Consider the following 17,965-nt stretch of genomic DNA (forward strand, 5'->3'; position numbering starts at 1 on the left):
GCGCCTCGTAGTGTCAACCGCCCTCGGCGCACCGAGGGCGAACGGTATAACGCTCGGTGAGCGTCGACACTGCGCTCAGACCGGCGTTGTCTGAGTGGGCACGACGGTAGGCTGAATCGGCTCCGCGGTCGGTTGCGCGGGACCCGCTCCCACTTGCGCTTGCACATTGCCTAAGTAGCTACCGGCATACCCCTTCGCCACGGTCAGCGGCGCATTGACGGTTGCCGTCGTCGCCTTTTCCATCACCTTCTTGGTGATGCCGTCGGACATCGAGTCGAACTTGACCTTATGCCCACCGATGCCGTCCAATGCTTCGCCCACGCTGCCGAGTCCGCCTTCCGCCATCGACTGCGTGAAGTTGAAGATGCCCGGCGTCGGATTACCTTCCAATCTCGACTTCATATTGTTCATCGCGCTAACGGCATAGTATTGCGCTGCCTGAACAGGCATGTTCATGCCCACGGTCGCAGCCTTTTCAATCAGCGTTTTGGCGAGACCGTCGCGCATGGCAATCTTCGCCTCCGGCCCGGCGATGTCGCCCACGGCTTGGGCCGCCATACTCAGGCCCGCTTCTTCGAGCGCCTTCTTCAGGTTACCTCCGTCGAGCACCGTGCGGGCAACGTTCATCGCTTGTGATTCGCCCTCGAGCACTGCCGATCCCATGTCCGCCAACTCGCCGATACCCGGAATGAAGCTGAGTGCGCCGAGCGCCGTCGCGCCCCAGTCGAGCACCATCGATCCGATCTTCAGCCCTTCGTCGAGTGCATGCATCAGTGCGCCGCCGTTGTGTTTCGGCGTCTTGATGTTCGGCTGATCGGCGGTTCCCATCATCATGTCGGCTACGGCATCCTGATCGGCGGCCGTTTTTGGTGCGTGCGTCACCGGCTTTTGCACTGTCCGGTTGGCCTCGGACATGTTGTCGTAGAAGTGCTTGAAGTCATCATTGCTGATGTTGCCCGAATCGACCGTATGCCCGCCGCCGAAATCGAAGAACCCGTGATGGGTTTTGTAGCCCGTGATCGAGTTGTTGAGCACGCCGAACAGCAATGGGTCCGAAAGCAACTGAGACGCGGCTTGCTTGACCTTCGGATCGAGGCTCTTGTCGTTGACCATGCTCGTGAGTTTGTCGCGCGTGAGGTCGCCGTCGCCGAAGAAGGCCTTCTGATTCTTGTTGATGGTGTCGAGCGTATTCAATTCGTCCTGCGTCATGTGCATCGACGATGACGCGGCTTGCAGAAAATCAGCCGTGCTCATCTCGTCGTTGCCGCCGGACACTTGCTTCCATTGATCCGGGTGGTCGATGAAGTATTTGGCGGCCGCAATGACCTGGGGCGGCGTCTTTCCGGTCTTCGCGTCGCCGTCCACGATCTGCTTGAAATCGGCCAAGCCCAGATTCTTCGGCAAATTGTCGGAATAGCGATAGAGCTCTCGCATGGCATCGCTTTCCGTCATTTCCGACGGTTGAACGTTTCCGGTGGCGTCGGATGGGACGTAATTCTGCTCGTAACTGCTCGCCTGATCCTCTTTGAACGACGCGACCTGCTGGTGGTTGGCCGAGAAACTCGAGAGGTCGCCAGCCTTGATTTTTCCGCCGCACCGGCCATCGCCTTGCGAACCGATCGCATAGAACAGCTGCGGGTCGTTCTGCAATCCCTGGATCGCGGCCTTCAGGTCCGGCGGGGTGGAAGGATCGTTGGCCTTGTCCTGCAGCGATCCCCAGCTCAGTGGGCATTGATCCTTGTGACGGTCGAGCACGGATACGATTTGCAACTCGGTGTCGCTCAGCGTCCCGCTGTTCCAGGTCAGATTCGAAGACCCGGGTGGCGCGTTTTCCATGATCTTCTGTGCGGACAGGCCGCCGAAAACACCGCCGCCGTGCCCGGATGCAATGTTGTCCAGCAACGCCTTGTAGGCTGCACTCGAGTCGGCCTGCGGATTGGCTGATGGGTCGGCCGGCACTTGGCCGTCGGGCTGTGCCGCCTGAGCGGCCTGGCTGTCTTGACCGCGTGACTTTTTGTCGTCGGATTCACTATCGCTGCCTACGAGCGTGCCCAGGGAGTTGGACAGCATCTTCTCCAACTCCGTGTAGACGTTTTGCAGCACGGGATCCGATACTTGGCCGGCAACGCCGGCGCCGATAAACGCAGCGCCGCCGGCGGCCGCTCCGGCGGCCCCCGAGCCGAGCAGTCCTTGGCCCGAAGAGCGTCGCTTCGTCGTCCCGTCAGAAGAGGGCGACGTTGGAAGCTCGGATGTTCGATTCGACGAGGAGGTATGACTCAAGGGCATGGGGAGCCTCTTCTGTTCAAGGTTGAGACCGTGACGGAACTCCGCGCGCGTGGCGCTCATGCGGGTCGCAGCGCGTAGCCCGGGGAAACGCAGTCGGCGTGGACAGACAACAACTCGTTCAGCAAGAGCGTAGAGCGCGCCTGCGCGTTTTCAGGCAAATGCTGGCGAAAACGAGTCGCCACCCACGAAATGAACGAATGAGGCCGCTATGAACGGCGAGGGAAGCCCTTGGTCAGAGGACGACGCGCAGCATGGAGAACACGCCCATCACCGCGATGGAATCGACGCAGCAATGCGGTCAGCCAACTGCCCAAGAGCGCGGCTCAACGATGCCGCCTGGCTCGCCGCGTTGCTGTCCGGCATCTCTACGGAAAGCGTGGCCTGCCGTGTCAGCACCACGCGATCGGGGCGCCCCGTCGATAACGTCCAGGCGGCCTGCATCCTCAATGTCTTGCTCGTATCGATTTCGAGATCGAGGACGGTCACTACGAGCGCGCGTGTCTCGGTCGGTGCGGGCGAGTCCGGCAGGACGAACGCGCCTTCGGGCAAGCGCGATAGAAGATCCTCCGCGAGCGTGCGGCGCATCATGCGCGCAAGCGGCGCGCCCCAGCGGGTACCTTCATCGACCGACAATTGGTTCCCCGATATCTGCGTGACGACTTCGGGCCGGTCGAGTTCGCCGGGAATATGCAGGGCGGTGAGCTGCACCGGCTCGATTCGGCCGGTGGCGAGCGGCGTCGCAGCTGGCGCTGCGCTCAGCGTCACGTAGCGCATGGGCGGGCTATGACTGCAGCCGGCGATCGTCATGGCGCCCGCGAGCGACGAACCGATGACGATCGCCGCCAGCCGCATCGCGTTCGTCCGCGGCAAGCGGCGCCTTGTCCGGTTTCCGGCAGTGCGTGTCATGGTGTTTTCTCCTGCCTGCCCCGAACGAGCGCCTCGGGATGCTGATCGAGATAATCGGCCAATGCGCGAATCGAGCGTGCGGCGTCGGTGAGCTCGCGCAATGCCGCCGGCAGATCGTTCTGGCTCGTCGCATCGCCTCCGAGCGTATGGTTGGCCGCGGCGGCGGCCTGATCGGCGGAGTTCGCCACATCGCGCAGCTGCGCCACCAGCGGAGCGACTTGCGGCGATACCTGCTGCAACGTGCGATCGATCTGCGTGACCGCGCGATCGATATGCTCGAGCGAGTCGCCGATGCGCGGCGATGAACTCAGGGCATCGATGTGTGCCGCGATGCTGCGCACGCGCTCGCCCGTTTCCTTGATGGGAAGGCTGTCCATTTTGTCGACGATGTCATTCGCTTTGGACGCGATCGTATCCATGTCGGCGGACGCGACGCTCGGGATCACGGGTGTGCCGTTATCGAGCGCCAGTGTGGCGGCGGGTGCGTTCGCCACGAAATCGAGGCCGACCTTGCGAGGTCCGACGAGCGGTGGGTCCTGTGTGAGCCGTGCACGCAAGCCCTGGGCGATGAGGCGCCGCAGCATGCCGTCCACCGCGGGCCGCCAATCGCCGTTGGCCGGCGGCGGAGAACCGACGATGCCGAGCGCGGACGGATCGAGTGCGATCTGCACCGGTGTATCCAATGCACCGGTCGCGGCGTCGTAGCGCAAGTGCACATCGACGACGGTACCCACCTGGAAGCCGCGCAACTCAACGGCGGCCCCGTCTTTGAGCGCACCCGCCGCGCCTTCGAAGCGAACGGCGTAGGTGACGATGGGGCCGTGCCGCGGAGGCAGGGCAGGCCGGCTATCGTCGCCGACGAAGTGAGTCGTTGGCTTGCCAGGCCCGGGCTCCATGACGATTTCAGGCCCGGCCAAAAGCGCCTTGAGCGAGGCGAGATCGTCGATATCGGGTTTCGCACCACGCAGAAAAAATCGGGTGCCGCTGAGCAGATACCGCTTTTCGGCGTGATCGATCTTGAGCGTCGCTTCGACGTGCTGCCCGTCAGGTGCGAGGGTGACGTCCGAGACGTTGCCGACTTTGACGCCCCTTAGCGTGACGTCCGTATCGTCCGCCTTCATTCCATATGCATTGGCGAATGTCACCGTGACGGTCTCGCCTTCCTGAACCAGCGCACGCACGCCGAGCCAGATCGATACGCCCAGCGCGGCGATCGGCACTGCCCAGATCCAACCGGGCCAAGCGCTGCGCCGGACGTCGGCCTGCGTACGCCTCGATTTCGGCCTGTTCACGGACGCTTCCTATCGCGAACATCCCACATCATCCGCGGATCGAACGCGCGCGATGCCGCCATCGTCAACAGCACGACGAGCGCGAAGGCCGTGGCGCCTATCGCGGGACTCGCCGAGGCAATGCCATCGAAGTGAATCAACGGAACGAACGCCGCGATCGTGAAGACGTCGACGTTCGACCATCGTCCCAACTCGTCGATCCAGTGATAGATGTGGGTCTTCAGACGCAGATGCTTATGCGAGCGGCGTCTCACCGAACCGATGAACCAGGCCATTCCAGCGACTTTGGCGACCGGAATGACGATGCTCGTGCAAAAGATCAAAATGCCGAACGGCCAAAGGCCGACATGAAAGAGTTGGTAGACGCCGTCGATGATTCGATGGGACATGTGCCGGCCGAATTGCGTCGAAGCTGTCATCGGATAGAGATTCGCGGGCACTGTCAGGACGAGCGCGGCCAACGATAGCGCGCTTGCCCGCACGAGCGCATCCGTTTTGCGCGTATTGAGCTTCAATCCGCATCGGGGACACCGGTGGCCAACCTGTGAAGCCGGTTGAACGAGGTCGCATGCGAGGCAGGACACCACGGGCCCATCCCCCGCCGGTTCGCGTTCCGGGGCGATGGCTCGCCAGACGGTTCTCCGATCGAGCAACGCGCGCGTGACCATCGACAAGAGGGCGGCGGCAATGAAACAGTAGCCGCCGGCGCCGATTCTGCCGGTCAGATTCTGTGTCACGCGGGCGTATCCGACGAAGCACCCAACGAGGTAGACGTCCGGCATGGCCCAGACGTCGAGCGCCAACGTCCAACGGAAAAGCCGGCCAATGCCCCTGAAGCGTCGTCCCGCGTACACCGCAGCGAGCACGAGCGCGAGGCCGCCGAAACGCACGAACGGCAAAACGATGCCGAACATGCCGAGCAACAGGGCGAGCAACACCCAACCGTCGTCCCACATTGCCGCGATGCCGGACGCAAGGACGGAAGAGTGCTGAGTACCGAGTATTTGGACGGTCATCAGCGGCGCGAAATTGGCGGGCAGTAACAGAATAAACGTGGTCGCGGTGCAAGCCAGCGCTGCTTGCGTGCTACGTCCGCTGCGACGCTCGAGCGGATAATGGCAGACTCTGCACCGTGCGACCGAGCGCGCGTCGAGCGGCGAGAGATCCGCGAGCGTGCCGCATTCCGGGCAACCGATCGTCATGGCATTTCGCCCTCACTCTACGTCTCCGGGGTCCGGGAGAAAATAACAATGGCTCCCACGTGAGTAGCATGGTTCGTTCCCGGTGCGGATGCGAGGGCGCACGCGAGGCCCGGCGCGCCGATAGCGCGTTTTGCGCGCAACTATTGCGGCGGCGTAACGCTCAATCGGCGATCGCCTTCGCCTCGATATCGGCCTCTTGCGTTTGCAGCAGCGGGGTGCGCGCGAATACATCGGCGACCCAGTCGGCAAAGATCCTGATCTTGCGCGGCAGATGCCGATTGCGCGGATACATGATCGAGATGGGCCGGGGCGGACAGGGGTAGTCTTTAAGAATTTCGCATAGCGCGCCGCTCTGGATATAAGGCCAAAGCGGGAAGACCGCGCCTTTGAGAATACCCAAACCATGCAGGCCGCATGTCACGTACGCATCGACTTCATTGACTGCGATCATGCTGCGCATGTCGATCGTCTCGATCCTGTCTCCAACGAGGAAATCCCAGCTTCTTATGCGGCCGGTGTTGCTCGAGACATAGTTGACGGCGACATGTTCGCGTAGCGCTTCCAGCGTTTTCGGCTCGCCGAATTTCTCGAGATACGACGGCGCGGCACAGGTGATGCGCGGCAGATTGCCGAGGCGCCTCGCGACGAGTCCTGAATCCTCGAGCTCGCCGGTGCGAATCACACAGTCCACACCTTCTTCAATGACATCGACTTGCCGATCGCTGAGTCCCATTTCCACCTGGATGTCGGGATAGAGCGCAAAGAACTCGGGCAGTGCCGGAATGATCGCAGTCTTCGCGATCAACGACGGCAGATTGACCTTGATCCTGCCTTGCGGATTGAGCTTCGCGTGCGTGAGTTCGGCCTCCATTTCGTCGACTTCGGCCAGCACGCGCAGGCAACGTTCGTAATAAGCCTCGCCGTCTTCGGTGAGGCTGATGCTGCGCGTCGTGCGATTGAGAAGCCGTGCGCCGAGATGCGCTTCGAGCGCCGCGACCATTCTCGATACTTGCGGGGTGGCAAGCTGCAGCGATTCCCCTGCTTTGACGAAGCTGCGCGATTCGACCACGCGCGTAAACACTTTCATTGCCGCAAAGCGATCCATGGCGGCATCCTCCGATCGTTGTTGGAACAGCGAAACCGTTGCCCGCCCGGCGGTCATTGTTCTGTCAGGCGCACCAGTGAATTCTGGAATCGACTATTTATCCGCTGATTGAGCCCTTCTAAACTGATTCTACCTGCTGCAGATCGACATTCGCAGCGACGTATCGCACAACTTTTTGGAGCTCATCATGAAAGCATTGATCAAGGCAGCCGCGGTTGCCCTCGCATTGGCCGTACCGGCCCTTTCGTTCGCGCAATCGGATAATCAACCGCTCACGCGCGCTCAAGTACGCGCCGACCTCGAGCGCGCCATGAAGGCCGGCTTCAACCCGTCGGACCGTATGCATTATCCGGAGAATATTCAGGCTGCGCAGGCGCGTATCGCCGCCGAGAATGCCTCGCGGCAAGCGGCTGCCCAAGCCAATACGAGCGGCGTCGGCGGCGCAGTCAATGCCGCGGAATCGGGCCATGCCGCTGAAGGATCCGTGAGCTCGTATTCGCCGCCGATCTACAAACGGTATTGAGCGTCGCGTGCGGCGCCGAGCCGCTGAATTGCCCGGTGGTTTTTGCCCAGACGTTTGTCTGGGCTTTTTTGTTCATGGGCGGCGAGACATCGAGAGTTTGCTTGCCGTAGCCGCAAGCATCGCGGTGACCTCGTCGAGCGAAGGGGCGACGTAGCTGTCGATACGACGCATATAGGGACTCGTCAGCGAGGCGATGGCCTGACCCGACGGTCCGAGAATCGGAAACGTGACGTCCGTGACGCCGAACGTCTGAGCGCTCTCCTTACGCAGATGCCCCTGCGCGCGGATCGCTTCGAACATCGTTGCGAGCTCGTTCGACGAGCGTGCGATCTCGCCTTTTACGCGAGTGTGCTCGGCGAGCATGCGCGCGCGTTCATCCTCGGTTTGAAAGGCAAGCATGACTTGCCCCGATGCCGTATCGACGAGACCGACGCGCGAGCCCAGGCGAATCGACAATCCCCATGTGCCGGGACCGTCCACTTGCGCGATGACGAGCAGATTGCCCCGATCGTAGACGGTCAGATGACACGACTGCTCGGCGGTATCGGCGAAGCGCTGCATTTCGGGCACGGCCTCGGTCAGGAAGCGGTGCATCGGAGGGTGGCGGTGCGCCAGCGCGAACAGCTTCAGGCTCAGCGTATAGCGGTCGCCGCCCGGCGAGCGCATGACGTATTGGCGGGCGACGAGGCGCTCGAGCATCCGGTAAATCTCGCTCGCATTGCGGCCCAGCGCTTTCATGATCTCGGCCCGCGTCAGTCCCTCTTTTTGTTCCGACAGCAGCTCGAGTATGTCCAGGCCCTTGTCGAGCGCAGGCGCACGGTAGCGCTCGGCTTCGTCGGCGGCTGAAATATCGGTGGCCTCGTCGGCCGCGGTCGCGTTTTTCTCGGACTTCAATTGATCTGCCCTCGGGCGAAGGTTAGGGAAAACACCGGTCATCGCGGTGCTTGCGGTCAATCATCCGTATATGAATAATACATTCATCAATGAACTTGGTGGCGCGGACCGGGAACGGTGCGCGCGGCTGCCCCCGCAGGATAACCAAGCCGCCGACGAGCGGAGCAAAAGATGCCGGTCGATCTGCCGGCTGTTGCGTCGCACCGACGCTCAACGAGGAGGAGACGATGGCGTACGGTCCGGCGTTGGCGCGAAGCGGCGATGTGCAAGGCCATTCGCTGCACCTCGGGAGCGCGGCTGCCGGCGTCGCTGCCGTGCCCGTTGTGGACGTGCGCGGTGTGGTCAAGCGCTTCGGTGCCACGACGGCGCTGGCCGGCGTGGACCTTGCCGTCATGCCGGGCGAAGTGCATGCGCTCGTTGGCCGCAACGGCGCGGGCAAATCGACGCTCGTTTCGCTGCTCGCGGGGCTGGCGCGGCCCGACGCCGGGCAGATCCGTTTCGCGGGCGAGCCTGCGCCCGGCCTCGCCGGGCGCAGCCCGGGGTGCCCGAGCGTCGCCTGCGTTCACCAGCACTCGACGGCAATTCGCGAGCTGTCCATCGCTGAAAACCTGTTCCTCAATCGGCAGCCGTACGCGCGCGGCGCGATCGACTGGCGCACGATGCGGTGCGAGGCCCGTGCATTGCTCGACCGCTGGCATATCGATGTGCACGAGGACACCCGCTGCGCGGAGCTCGACGCATCGGCGCTTCAACTCGTCGAAATCGCGCGGGCTTTGTCGCAGGGCGCCCGTCTGATCGTGCTCGACGAGCCGACCGCCCAGCTCGATCGGGGCGAGATCCGGCGGCTGTTCAGTCGCATCGAGGCGATGCGGCGCGAAGGTGCGACGTTTCTGTTCATCTCGCATCGATTGCAGGAGGTCTACGACATCTGCCAGATGGTGACGGTATTGCGCGATGGGCGGCGTGTGCTGACGGCGCCTGTCGAGGGACTGCCGCGCGAGACCCTCATCGATGCGATGACAGGCGAGACAGGAGGCGATGGCATCGCCGACATCGGCATGCGAAAGATGCCGACTGCCGAACCGCTCGCGTTGGAAGTGGCGGGGCTCGCGGGCACGGATTTCGATGCTGTTTCGTTCGCGGTTCGACGCGGTGAGGTCGTCGGTCTGGTCGGAGCGTCGACGAGCGGGCGCGTGGAACTCGCCGAGGCGATCGCCGGCCTGCGCAAGCCGCGCTCGGGCGCGGTCCGCGTTCACGCACGAGGCGGGACGGGTGCAATCACGCTTCCCTGCGGCGATGTCGAGGCCGCGCTCGATGCGGGTGTGGGCTGCATGCCGAAGGCGCGCCACCGCGAAGGTCTCGTGCCGGGCCAATCGATCGCCGAGAACGTGACGATGACACTGGCTCGACGGCTCGGCCCCTGGGGCATCGTGCGCGATGCCGTCAAAAGCCGGCTGGGCGCCGAGGCCATTGCGTCGCTCGGCATCGTTGCGCGCGGGCCGCAGGTGCCAGTGGCGGCGCTCTCCAGCGGCAACCGGCAAAAAGTCGTCATGGCGCGCGCGCTGGCGACGAATCCCGATGTGCTCGTACTCGTCGATCCGACGCTTGGCGTCGACGTGAAGTCGAAAGAGATATTGCTCGCCCAGATCGACCTCGCCCGCGACGCCGGCCGCGCGGTGATCGTCTCGAGCGGCGAGCTCGACGATCTGCGCAGCTGCGACCGCGTATTCGCGATGTTCCGTGGCCGCATCGTCAAAACGTTTCCGGCCTTCTGGGCCGACCGTGAACTGATTGCAGCAATCGAAGGAGTCGATCTTGATGAAGCCTAGTCTGTCCGGCGCCGCCGTCGAAGTCCGCGCGGCCGGGTTCCCGTTTTCGACGGGGCAGCCCCTCCCGTCGCCCGTACGCTGGGAAGTGGCGCGCCGGCGCGAAGTGGCGCGCTTCTCAGCGCTTGCGCTGCTCGTCGCGATAGGCGCGCTCCTCAATCCCGATTTCCTCACGCGCGCGAATCTCGTCAACCTGCTCGGTGCAACGTCAGCCTTGGCGCTCGTCGTGCTTGCCGAGTCGCTGATCGTGCTCGTCGGGCAGTTCGACTTGTCGCTCGAGTCGACCTTCGGACTGGCCCCGGCGGTGGGCGTCATGCTCGTCATCTCAGCCGGTTCCGGCGGCCCGGGCTGGGCGTGGCCCGCGGCGGCGCTTGCGGTCGTTGTGGCCGTGGGTGCCGTGATCGGCTGGATCAACGGACTGCTCGTCGTCAGACTGCGCCTGAACGCTTTCGTCGCGACGCTTGCGATGCTGATCGTATTGCGCGGCGTGCTGGCCGGTGTGACGCGAGGGGGGGCCACGTTCGCGCTGCCCCCGTCGCTTCACACGCTCGCGGCGGCGAGTGCGCTCGGGCTGCCAATTTCGGTATGGTTCGCCGCCGCATCGTTCGCCGCGGCTGCGTTCATACTGCGCTATCACCGGCTGGGGCGCGCCCTTTACGCGATAGGCGGCAGCCGCGAGGCGGCGCGCGCGGCGGGCATTCGCGTCGAGCGTATCGTATGGGGTGTGTTCGTGATCGGCGGGGTCCTTGCGGCCGTCGGCGGTATGGCGGCCGTGGGCTGCGGCGGTGCGATCGACGCGAGCGGCGGCGGCATGATCTTCACCGTCGTCGCCGCCGCGGTCATTGGCGGGATTTCGCTCGATGGTGGCAAAGGGTCGATACTGGGTGCGCTCGCGGGCGCAATGCTGCTGGGCGTAGCGCAGAATCTCCTGATGCTCGCGCACGTGCCGTCGTTCTGGGTTCAAGCGATTTACGGTGCGGTGATCCTTGCAGCGCTGATGTTGACGAAACGGGCCGGCGGTGACGCATGACGACGATGACTTCTCCGACATTCGATCCCCGCCTGATTCTGCTCGCGCCGGAGGACAACTGCGTGATCGCCGCGACGACGCTCGAAGCCGGTACGGCGCTCGCCATCGACGGCGAAACCGTCGTCCTCGCGACGACGATCCCGCTCGCGCACAAGCTCGCGCGCCGTCCGCTCGCAGCTGGCGAGAAGGTCGTCCGCTACGGCGCGCCGATCGGCCATGTGACGGCGAGCGTCGCACGCGGCGAGCATCTGCACATGCACAATCTCGTGAGCGACTATCTGCCCACGTACACCCACGACGAAGGCCACAGTTTCGTCTCCCACGACAAGCGTTGAGCACCTGTCCCTTTTCGACGGATACTTCGATGAACGAGCTCTCTTCCGAACCGGCCCCGCTTCGCGGTTACTTGCGCAGTGACGGCCGCAAGGGCATTCGCAACGTGATCGCAGTCGCGTATCTCGTCGAATGCGCCCATCACGTGGCGCGCGAAATCGTCACGCGCTTCGGGCCGCGCTACGACGAGTCCGACGCCGACGCCGTGGCGGGCGACTTCGACGTCGCCAACGCCCACGACGAACAACCCGATGTCCATCTGATCGGCTTTCCCGGCTGCTATCCGAACGCCTACGCGGAGAAAATGCTCGCGCGTATCGCCACACATCCGAACGTCGGCGCGGTGTTGTTCGTCTCGCTCGGCTGCGAAAGCATGAACAAGCACTATCTGGCCGATCTCGTGCGCGATAGCGGACGGCCGGTCGAGGTGTTGACGATCCAGGAAACGGGCGGCACGCGCAGCACGGTGATGCGCGGCGTCGACTGGGTGAAGCGCACGCGGCAGGCTTTGCGCGCGCAGGGCACCGTGCCGATGCAGCTTTCCGAGCTCATCGTCGGCACGGTCTGCGGCGGTTCGGATGGCACGAGCGGCATGACGGCCAACCCGGCCGTGGGGCGCGCGTTCGATGCGCTCATCGAACGCGGCGCGACCTGCGTCTTCGAAGAGACGGGCGAACTCGTCGGGTGCGAATACCATATGAAGTCGCGCGCAGCGCGGCCCGAACTCGGCGACGCGATCGTCGAATGCGTGGCGAAAGCGGCGCGCTATTACACGATCATGGGACACGGCAGCTTCGCGGTCGGCAATGCCGACGGCGGGCTCACGACGCAGGAGGAGAAGTCGCTCGGCGCCTATGCGAAAAGCGGTGCATCGCCGATCGTCGGCATCGTCAAGCCGGGCGACGTGCCGCCGACGGGCGGGCTTTACCTGCTCGATGTCGTGCCCGACGGCGAGCCGCGCTTCGGTTTTCCGAACATCAGCGACAATGCCGAAATCGGCGAGCTGATCGCCTGCGGCTGCCACCTGATCTTGTTCACGACGGGCCGCGGTTCGGTCGTCGGCTCGGCGGTGTCGCCGGTCATCAAGGTTTGCGCCAATCCAGACACCTACCGCAAACTATCGGGCGACATGGACGCTGATGCGGGGCGCATCCTCGAGGGACGCGGCACGCTCGACGAGCTCGGGCGCGAAGTATTCGATTTGACCGTCGATGTCGCCAACGGCACGCGGTCGAAGTCGGAGATGCTCGGCCACCAGGAATTCATTCTGACCTACAAGGCATTCGAGCCGGTTGGGCCGGCCTGTTTGCCGATCATGCCCGCGGCGCGAGCTGGCGGACATCAAACGGAGCGTTTATGAATCCCACGGCAACATCACCGGAGCATCCGCTCGCGGGCAGGCTCGCCGGCAAAGTCGCGGTCGTGACCGCGGCCGCGCAGGGCATTGGCCGCGCCTGCGCGGAGCGATTCGCGCGTGAGGGCGCGCGCGTCGTCGCGACCGATATCCGGCTCGATCTATTCGGCGACGTACCGTTCGAGGCGCGCCCGCTCGACGTGCGCGATACGGCTGCGATCGCGGAGCTCGCGAGCGAACTCGGCAGCATCGATATCCTGCTCAATTGCGCCGGTTTCGTGCATGCGGGCAGCGTGCTCGAATGCGAAGAGCACGACTGGGATTTCTCGTTCGATCTGAACGTGAAGTCGATGTACCGGACGATCCGCGCGTTTTTACCGGGGATGCTCGAGCGCGGCGGCGGCTCGATCGTCAATATGGCGTCGGCGGCCTCGAGCGTCAAAGGCGTGCCGAACCGCTTCGTCTACGGCGCGTCGAAAGCCGCGGTGATCGGGCTCACGAAGTCGGTCGCCGCGGACTTCGTGACTCGCGGCGTGCGATGCAACGCGATCTGCCCGGGAACCGTGGCTTCGCCCTCGTTGACGGCGCGCATTGCCGAGCAGGCGGGCACGCAAGGCAAGTCGGTCGCCGAAGTCGAGGCGGCATTCGTCGCGCGTCAGCCCATGGGCCGCATCGGCAAACCCGAAGAGATCGCCGCGCTCGCCGCCTATCTCGCATCGGACGAAGCGGGGTTCACGACAGGGCAGGTGCATCTCATCGACGGCGGCTGGTCCAATTGATCCTTCCCACTTTCTCTTATCGCAATCCACTGATATGAAACTGCTTCGTTATGGGCCGAAAGGTCAGGAAAAGCCGGGCCTCGTCGATGCCGAGGGCAACATTCGAGACTTGTCGACCCACGTCGACGACATCGCCGGCGATGCGCTTTCCGATGCGAGCCTTGCGCGGCTGCGGGCGATCGATCCGGCGACACTGCCGGTCGTGCGGGGCGAACCGCGGATCGGTGCCTGCGTCGGCCGGGTCGGGAAGATGGTATGTATCGGTTTGAACTATGCGGATCACGCGGCGGAATCGAACATGCCGATTCCGAGCGAACCTGTGGTCTTCAATAAATGGACGAGCGCGATCGTCGGCCCGAACGACGATATCGAGATCCCGCGTGGATCGAAAAAGACCGACTGGGAGGTGGAACTCGGTGTCGTCATCGGGCGGCCATGCAAGTATGTCGACGAAGCGAACGCCCTCGATTACGTGGCCGGTTTTTGCGTCATCAACGATGTGTCCGAGCGCGAGTGGCAAATCGAGCGCGGCGGGCAGTGGGACAAGGGCAAGGGCTTCGACACGTTCGGCCCCCTGGGCCCGTGGCTGGTCACGCGCGACGAAATCGCCGATCCGCAGCAGCTTCATCTTTGGCTCGAAGTCGACGGGCACCGCTATCAGAACGGCAATACGCGCACGATGATCTTTACGGTCGCGAAGCTCGTCTCGTATCTTTCGCAGTGCATGAGCCTGCAGCCTGGCGATGTAATTTCGACCGGCACGCCGCCGGGCGTCGGTCTGGGCATCAAGCCGGAGCCCGTTTACTTGAAAGCGGGCCAGACGATCCGCCTCGGCATCGAGGGGCTCGGCGAGCAGCGGCAACGCACGGTCGCCGCGGAGTGATCCGAGCCCCGCAAGCGTTGATCCAAGTCAAGCAGGACGACGCTTGCCATCGACTATCCTGATGGCAAGGGCGCGTGGCACGTCCGCGCCTTTTGTCGTAAGGTTGCCGGATGGATTCGCCGCGGCACGGTTGCCGCAAAGGGGGCGCTATGCATATCTCTTTTCCGATCGAGGCTCCGGAGTACTGCGGCCGCGACCTGGTGCTCGCGTTCCCGGCGCTCGTCGATGGCGAGCGCGTCCAATGCGCAATTACCGCGGAGGCGCTCGAAGACCACTTTGGCGCCCAGTCGCTCCGGGAAGAGGATGTCCTTGCGGCGTTCGAAAAGCATCGGCATGCCATCGAACGAGCCGCTCGCGAATTGTTGCAAGAACTCGGCAAGAAGCCGGTGCTGCTGCATAGCGGGTTTTTCCGTTTTCACGACGCTTGACTCGCACCGGGAGACAACGACGTGCGCGCGATGGTATTCGACGGCCGGTCCCCGCACTTGAGCGAGCGCGAGTTGCCGGATCCGACGCCCGGCCCCGGGCAATTGTTGATCCGCATTCGCGCATGCGGGGTGTGCCGCACCGACTTGCATGTGGTCGACGGGGAATTGGCCCATCCCAAGACGCCCGTCGTACCGGGGCACGAAATCGTCGGTGTCGTCGCGGGCCTGGGTGAGGGCGTCACCGAATTCCGGCTGGGCGAGCGCGTCGGGGTGCCCTGGCTCGGCCATACGTGCGGGCAATGCCGCTACTGCCGCGGCGGCCGAGAAAATCTGTGCGATCGGCCGGCGTTCACGGGCTACACGCTCGATGGTGGGTATGCCGAGTGGGTTGCCGCGGATAGCCGCTATTGTCTGCCCATACCGGCTCGTTACTCCGACGCGGAAGCCGCGCCGCTATTGTGCGCGGGCCTCATCGGATATCGCACGCTCGCGATGGCCGGCGACGCCCGGCGCATCGGCATCTACGGTTTCGGAGCGGCCGCACACATCGTGGCGCAAGTGGCCAGCCATCAGCAGCGGATCGTCTATGCGTTCACGCGGCCCGGCGACGCGGCCGCGCAGCAGCTCGCTCGCCGACTCGGCGCACATTGGGCCGGCGGCAGCGATGCCGCACCGCCCGAACCGCTCGACGCGGCACTTATTTTTGCACCGGTCGGTGCGCTCGTGCCCGCCGCACTGGCCGCCGTCGTCAAAGGCGGCATCGTGGTCTGCGGCGGCATCCACATGAGCGCGATTCCGTCCTTTCCGTACGACCTGCTCTGGGGCGAACGGCGCCTTGTATCGGTCGCAAATCTGACGCGCGAAGATGGACACGCGTTCATGCGGATCGCGGGCCAGGTGCCGCTGCGCATCGAGACGACGCTCTATCCGTTGCGCGAGGCCAACCGGGCGCTGTCCGACTTGCGCGAGGGCCGCCTCACCGGCGCCGCGGTGTTGACGACCGGCGATTGACGCAACCCCAGGGCGTATATCGGCGGGCTCAAACCGCTTCGAGCGCGGTCAGATCGACGATGCGGATTTTTTTGCCGTGAGTTTCGAGCAGCCCGTCGCGCTGGAATTTGGAGAACATACGGCTGACTGTCTCGAGCTTCATGCCGAGGTAATTGCCCATTTCCTCGCGCGTCATGCGCAAGTTGAATTCGGCGGCCGAGTAGCCGCGCGCCTTCATGCGGCTCGATAGATTGAGCAGGAACGTGGCGACGCGCTGCTCGGCGCTCATCGTGCCGAGCAGCATCATCAGCGACGATTCGCGCACGATTTCGCTGCTCATCGTGCGCAGCATTTGCCGCTGCAACTGCTTCGATTCCGTGCACATCGACTCGAGTAGCGAATAAGGCATGATGCATACGCTGCTGTCTTCGAGGGCTATCGCATCGCTGCTGTGTCGTTCGGCACAGACACCGTCGAGCCCGAGCACTTCGCCCGCAAGGTGAAAACCCGTGACCTGCTCTCGGCCATCGCGGTGCATGACGACGGTCTTGAACGAACCGGCCCGCACGGCATAAATGCTCTCGAACGGATCGTGGGTACGGTACAGCGCTTCGCCGCGCTTGATGGTCCGCGTCGTGTTGACGATCGCATCGAAGCGCGCGATTTCCTGAGCGGTCAACCCATCCGGGACGCAGGCCGAGCGCAGCGAGCAGGACGCGCAGCCCTCCTTGGCAGGCGACGGTAGCTTTCGACTGTGGGCACCCCCGGACGTCTCCTGCGGGGCCGGGGATGGGCCTTCTTGTCGGGGGAAATCCAGTTCGAGCAACATGGTGGCCTCCGCCAGTGACGCGCGCGCGGCAGCACGCACGTGATCCTTCATGGCAGTGAGTATGGCCAGCGCCCCGCGAAAAAAATATCAGCGCGATACGAAACTGGGGTAGGTATCGACGGCGCTTTGTAAGCATTTTCCTACGGTCGCGCCAGGAATCGGCTCATTCGTCAGGCCTGCCGACGCCCCCCGATCGCTCGTTGATCGGCATCAAGGCGCGCAGGCCTGGCGGGTCGCACACTTATTGCATCAATGATCGATGCAGTGGGCCTGTGCCCCGGAGAACCATCATGTACACACGTATTCTGGCTGCCATCGACGGCAGCCGCGCAGCGCGTCTTGCGCTCGACGAGGCCGTAAAGATTGCCAGCGCTTCGGGCGCGTCGATCGTCGCGGTCTGCGTCGTGGAGCACGCACCGCAACTGGTGGACGTTGGTGCGGTCTATCAGGGCGGTGAGGGCGCGAGCCCCGAGGCGATCGAGGCGGCGACCGCGGCGCTCGAGGAAGCCGAAGAAGTCTTCAAGGCGGGAGGGGTCGAGGGCACGCCGCGTGTCGTCGACGCGTACGGCGAAAGCGTGGCCTCGGTCATTGCTCGCGTCGCCGCGGAATGTGAGGCGGAACTCATCGTCATTGGAACGCATGGTCGCCATGGCGTGCGCCGCGTGTTGCTGGGCAGCGTTGCCGAATCGTTGCTGCGCTCGGTGGAACTGCCGGTATTGCTCGTGCGCCACGATGAAGTGGCCCGCGGCGCAACGGGCAAACTCTGACGGGAGTCCGCGGCTCGTCGGTGCCTCGGCGTGCCGGATCGATGCCGCCGTGCCGTCGGGCCGGCACTCAACTTTCACCGGCCGCCGCATCGCTGGCCGGAACGAGGAGAACCGGACAGCACGAAATGCGCAGGAAGCGTTCCGCTACGCTGCCGAGCATGAGGCGTTGGAACCCGCGCCGCCCATGTGTACCCATGACAATCAGATCGGCCGGCCACTCCTCGGCGACACGCAAGATCGTATGCGCAATATCGTCGCGAAGCGGGTTGGTCTCGACCACGCGCGGCGTGCCGGTAACGTCGGCCGCTTTCATTTTCTCGATCGCTTCGTCGACCACGCGCGCTCCCTGCTCGAAAAGCGCATCGCGCACCAGGTTCGGATCGTAGCCAGGCGCCTCCGAGCCGATGACCGGCACGTCCACGACAAAAAGTGCAAGCAATTCGGCGCCCGAACCGCTGGCGAACCGGAGCGCGGCCTCGAGCGCGCGCGTGGACGTGGCACTACCGTCGATAGGGGCGAGGATGTGTCGGTACATTTG

18 protein-coding genes are annotated in these 17,965 nt (G+C 64.1%); 10 read left to right on the forward strand and 8 right to left on the reverse strand.

Translation table 11 applies throughout. The features are described from left to right. Positions 1–75: 75 nt before the first annotated feature. The 5 genes from ACO1XS_RS22755 to ACO1XS_RS22775 form a co-directional block, all read right to left on the reverse strand. A complete protein-coding gene (locus tag ACO1XS_RS22755) occupies positions 76–2,070 on the reverse strand; it encodes an HrpF/NolX family T3SS translocon protein (protein ID WP_331572310.1) in 1,995 nt (664 codons plus the stop codon). 483 nt (positions 2,071–2,553) lie between these two features. Continuing rightward, complete coding sequence (locus ACO1XS_RS22760) at positions 2,554–3,192, reverse strand: PqiC family protein (RefSeq protein WP_486391745.1); 639 nt, start codon at positions 3,190–3,192, stop codon at positions 2,554–2,556. After that, positions 3,189–4,484 carry an MlaD family protein gene (locus ACO1XS_RS22765; protein ID WP_486391746.1) on the reverse strand — a complete coding sequence of 432 codons (1,296 nt, stop codon included), beginning with the start codon at positions 4,482–4,484 and terminating at the stop codon, positions 3,189–3,191. The genes ACO1XS_RS22760 and ACO1XS_RS22765 overlap by 4 nt, the downstream gene beginning before the upstream one ends. Further along, positions 4,481–5,686 (reverse strand): paraquat-inducible protein A, encoded by a 1,206-nt coding sequence (locus ACO1XS_RS22770; protein WP_331572316.1) that lies wholly within the window; start codon positions 5,684–5,686, stop codon positions 4,481–4,483. The genes ACO1XS_RS22765 and ACO1XS_RS22770 overlap by 4 nt, the downstream gene beginning before the upstream one ends. Before the next feature lie 160 nt (positions 5,687–5,846). Beyond that, positions 5,847–6,791, reverse strand: a complete 945-nt coding sequence (locus ACO1XS_RS22775; protein ID WP_331572318.1) for a LysR family transcriptional regulator — start codon at positions 6,789–6,791, stop codon at positions 5,847–5,849. A 187-nt stretch (positions 6,792–6,978) separates the two neighbouring features. Between ACO1XS_RS22775 and ACO1XS_RS22780 the strand changes: the two genes are divergently transcribed. Next, entirely contained in the window at positions 6,979–7,314 is a 336-nt protein-coding gene (locus ACO1XS_RS22780; protein WP_331572320.1) for a DUF4148 domain-containing protein, read from the forward strand. A gap of 72 nt (positions 7,315–7,386) precedes the next feature. Here ACO1XS_RS22780 and ACO1XS_RS22785 read toward each other — a convergent pair whose 3' ends face one another. Next, positions 7,387–8,250 (reverse strand): IclR family transcriptional regulator, encoded by an 864-nt coding sequence (locus ACO1XS_RS22785; protein WP_414720306.1) that lies wholly within the window; start codon positions 8,248–8,250, stop codon positions 7,387–7,389. A gap of 185 nt (positions 8,251–8,435) precedes the next feature. On the opposite strand from ACO1XS_RS22785, the gene ACO1XS_RS22790 reads away from it, so the two are divergent. The 8 genes from ACO1XS_RS22790 to ACO1XS_RS22825 all read left to right on the forward strand — a co-directional run bounded on the left by ACO1XS_RS22790 (position 8,436) and on the right by ACO1XS_RS22825 (position 15,852). Then, complete coding sequence (locus ACO1XS_RS22790) at positions 8,436–10,037, forward strand: sugar ABC transporter ATP-binding protein (RefSeq protein WP_486391747.1); 1,602 nt, start codon at positions 8,436–8,438, stop codon at positions 10,035–10,037. Beyond that, a complete protein-coding gene (locus ACO1XS_RS22795; protein WP_486391748.1) occupies positions 10,027–11,064 on the forward strand; it encodes an ABC transporter permease in 1,038 nt (345 codons plus the stop codon). The genes ACO1XS_RS22790 and ACO1XS_RS22795 overlap by 11 nt, the downstream gene beginning before the upstream one ends. Before the next feature lie 5 nt (positions 11,065–11,069). Then, positions 11,070–11,399, forward strand: coding sequence for a UxaA family hydrolase (locus ACO1XS_RS22800; protein WP_440563345.1), 330 nt, complete (start codon positions 11,070–11,072; stop codon positions 11,397–11,399). Between the two features lie 29 nt (positions 11,400–11,428). Next, entirely contained in the window at positions 11,429–12,757 is a 1,329-nt protein-coding gene (locus tag ACO1XS_RS22805; RefSeq protein WP_486391749.1) for a UxaA family hydrolase, read from the forward strand. Next, positions 12,754–13,530 carry an SDR family oxidoreductase gene (locus ACO1XS_RS22810; protein WP_486391750.1) on the forward strand — a complete coding sequence of 259 codons (777 nt, stop codon included), beginning with the start codon at positions 12,754–12,756 and terminating at the stop codon, positions 13,528–13,530. Before ACO1XS_RS22805 ends, ACO1XS_RS22810 begins: the two co-directional genes overlap by 4 nt. A 34-nt stretch (positions 13,531–13,564) precedes the next feature. Next, on the forward strand, positions 13,565–14,413 hold the full coding sequence (locus ACO1XS_RS22815) for an ureidoglycolate lyase (RefSeq protein WP_331572587.1): 849 nt from the start codon (positions 13,565–13,567) through the stop codon (positions 14,411–14,413). A 149-nt stretch (positions 14,414–14,562) separates the two neighbouring features. Next, positions 14,563–14,841, forward strand: a complete 279-nt coding sequence (locus tag ACO1XS_RS22820; protein ID WP_331572585.1) for a DUF1488 family protein — start codon at positions 14,563–14,565, stop codon at positions 14,839–14,841. Positions 14,842–14,862: 21 nt separating this feature from the next. Beyond that, on the forward strand, positions 14,863–15,852 hold the full coding sequence (locus tag ACO1XS_RS22825; RefSeq protein ID WP_486391751.1) for a zinc-dependent alcohol dehydrogenase family protein: 990 nt from the start codon (positions 14,863–14,865) through the stop codon (positions 15,850–15,852). Positions 15,853–15,880: 28 nt separating this feature from the next. On the opposite strand, the gene fnr is transcribed toward ACO1XS_RS22825, so the two are convergent. Beyond that, positions 15,881–16,660 (reverse strand): fumarate/nitrate reduction transcriptional regulator Fnr, encoded by a 780-nt coding sequence (gene fnr / locus ACO1XS_RS22830; protein WP_331572580.1) that lies wholly within the window; start codon positions 16,658–16,660, stop codon positions 15,881–15,883. Between the two features lie 290 nt (positions 16,661–16,950). Between fnr and ACO1XS_RS22835 the strand changes: the two genes are divergently transcribed. After that, positions 16,951–17,427: a universal stress protein gene (locus ACO1XS_RS22835; protein WP_331572579.1), complete on the forward strand. Its 477-nt coding sequence runs from the start codon at positions 16,951–16,953 to the stop codon at positions 17,425–17,427. A gap of 67 nt (positions 17,428–17,494) precedes the next feature. Here the strand turns inward: ACO1XS_RS22835 and ACO1XS_RS22840 are convergent, their stop codons facing one another. Further along, positions 17,495–17,962, reverse strand: a complete 468-nt coding sequence (locus tag ACO1XS_RS22840) for a universal stress protein (protein ID WP_331572577.1) — start codon at positions 17,960–17,962, stop codon at positions 17,495–17,497. Between the last annotated feature and the right edge of the window lie 3 nt (positions 17,963–17,965).

This window comes from Trinickia sp., from assembly GCF_057351765.1.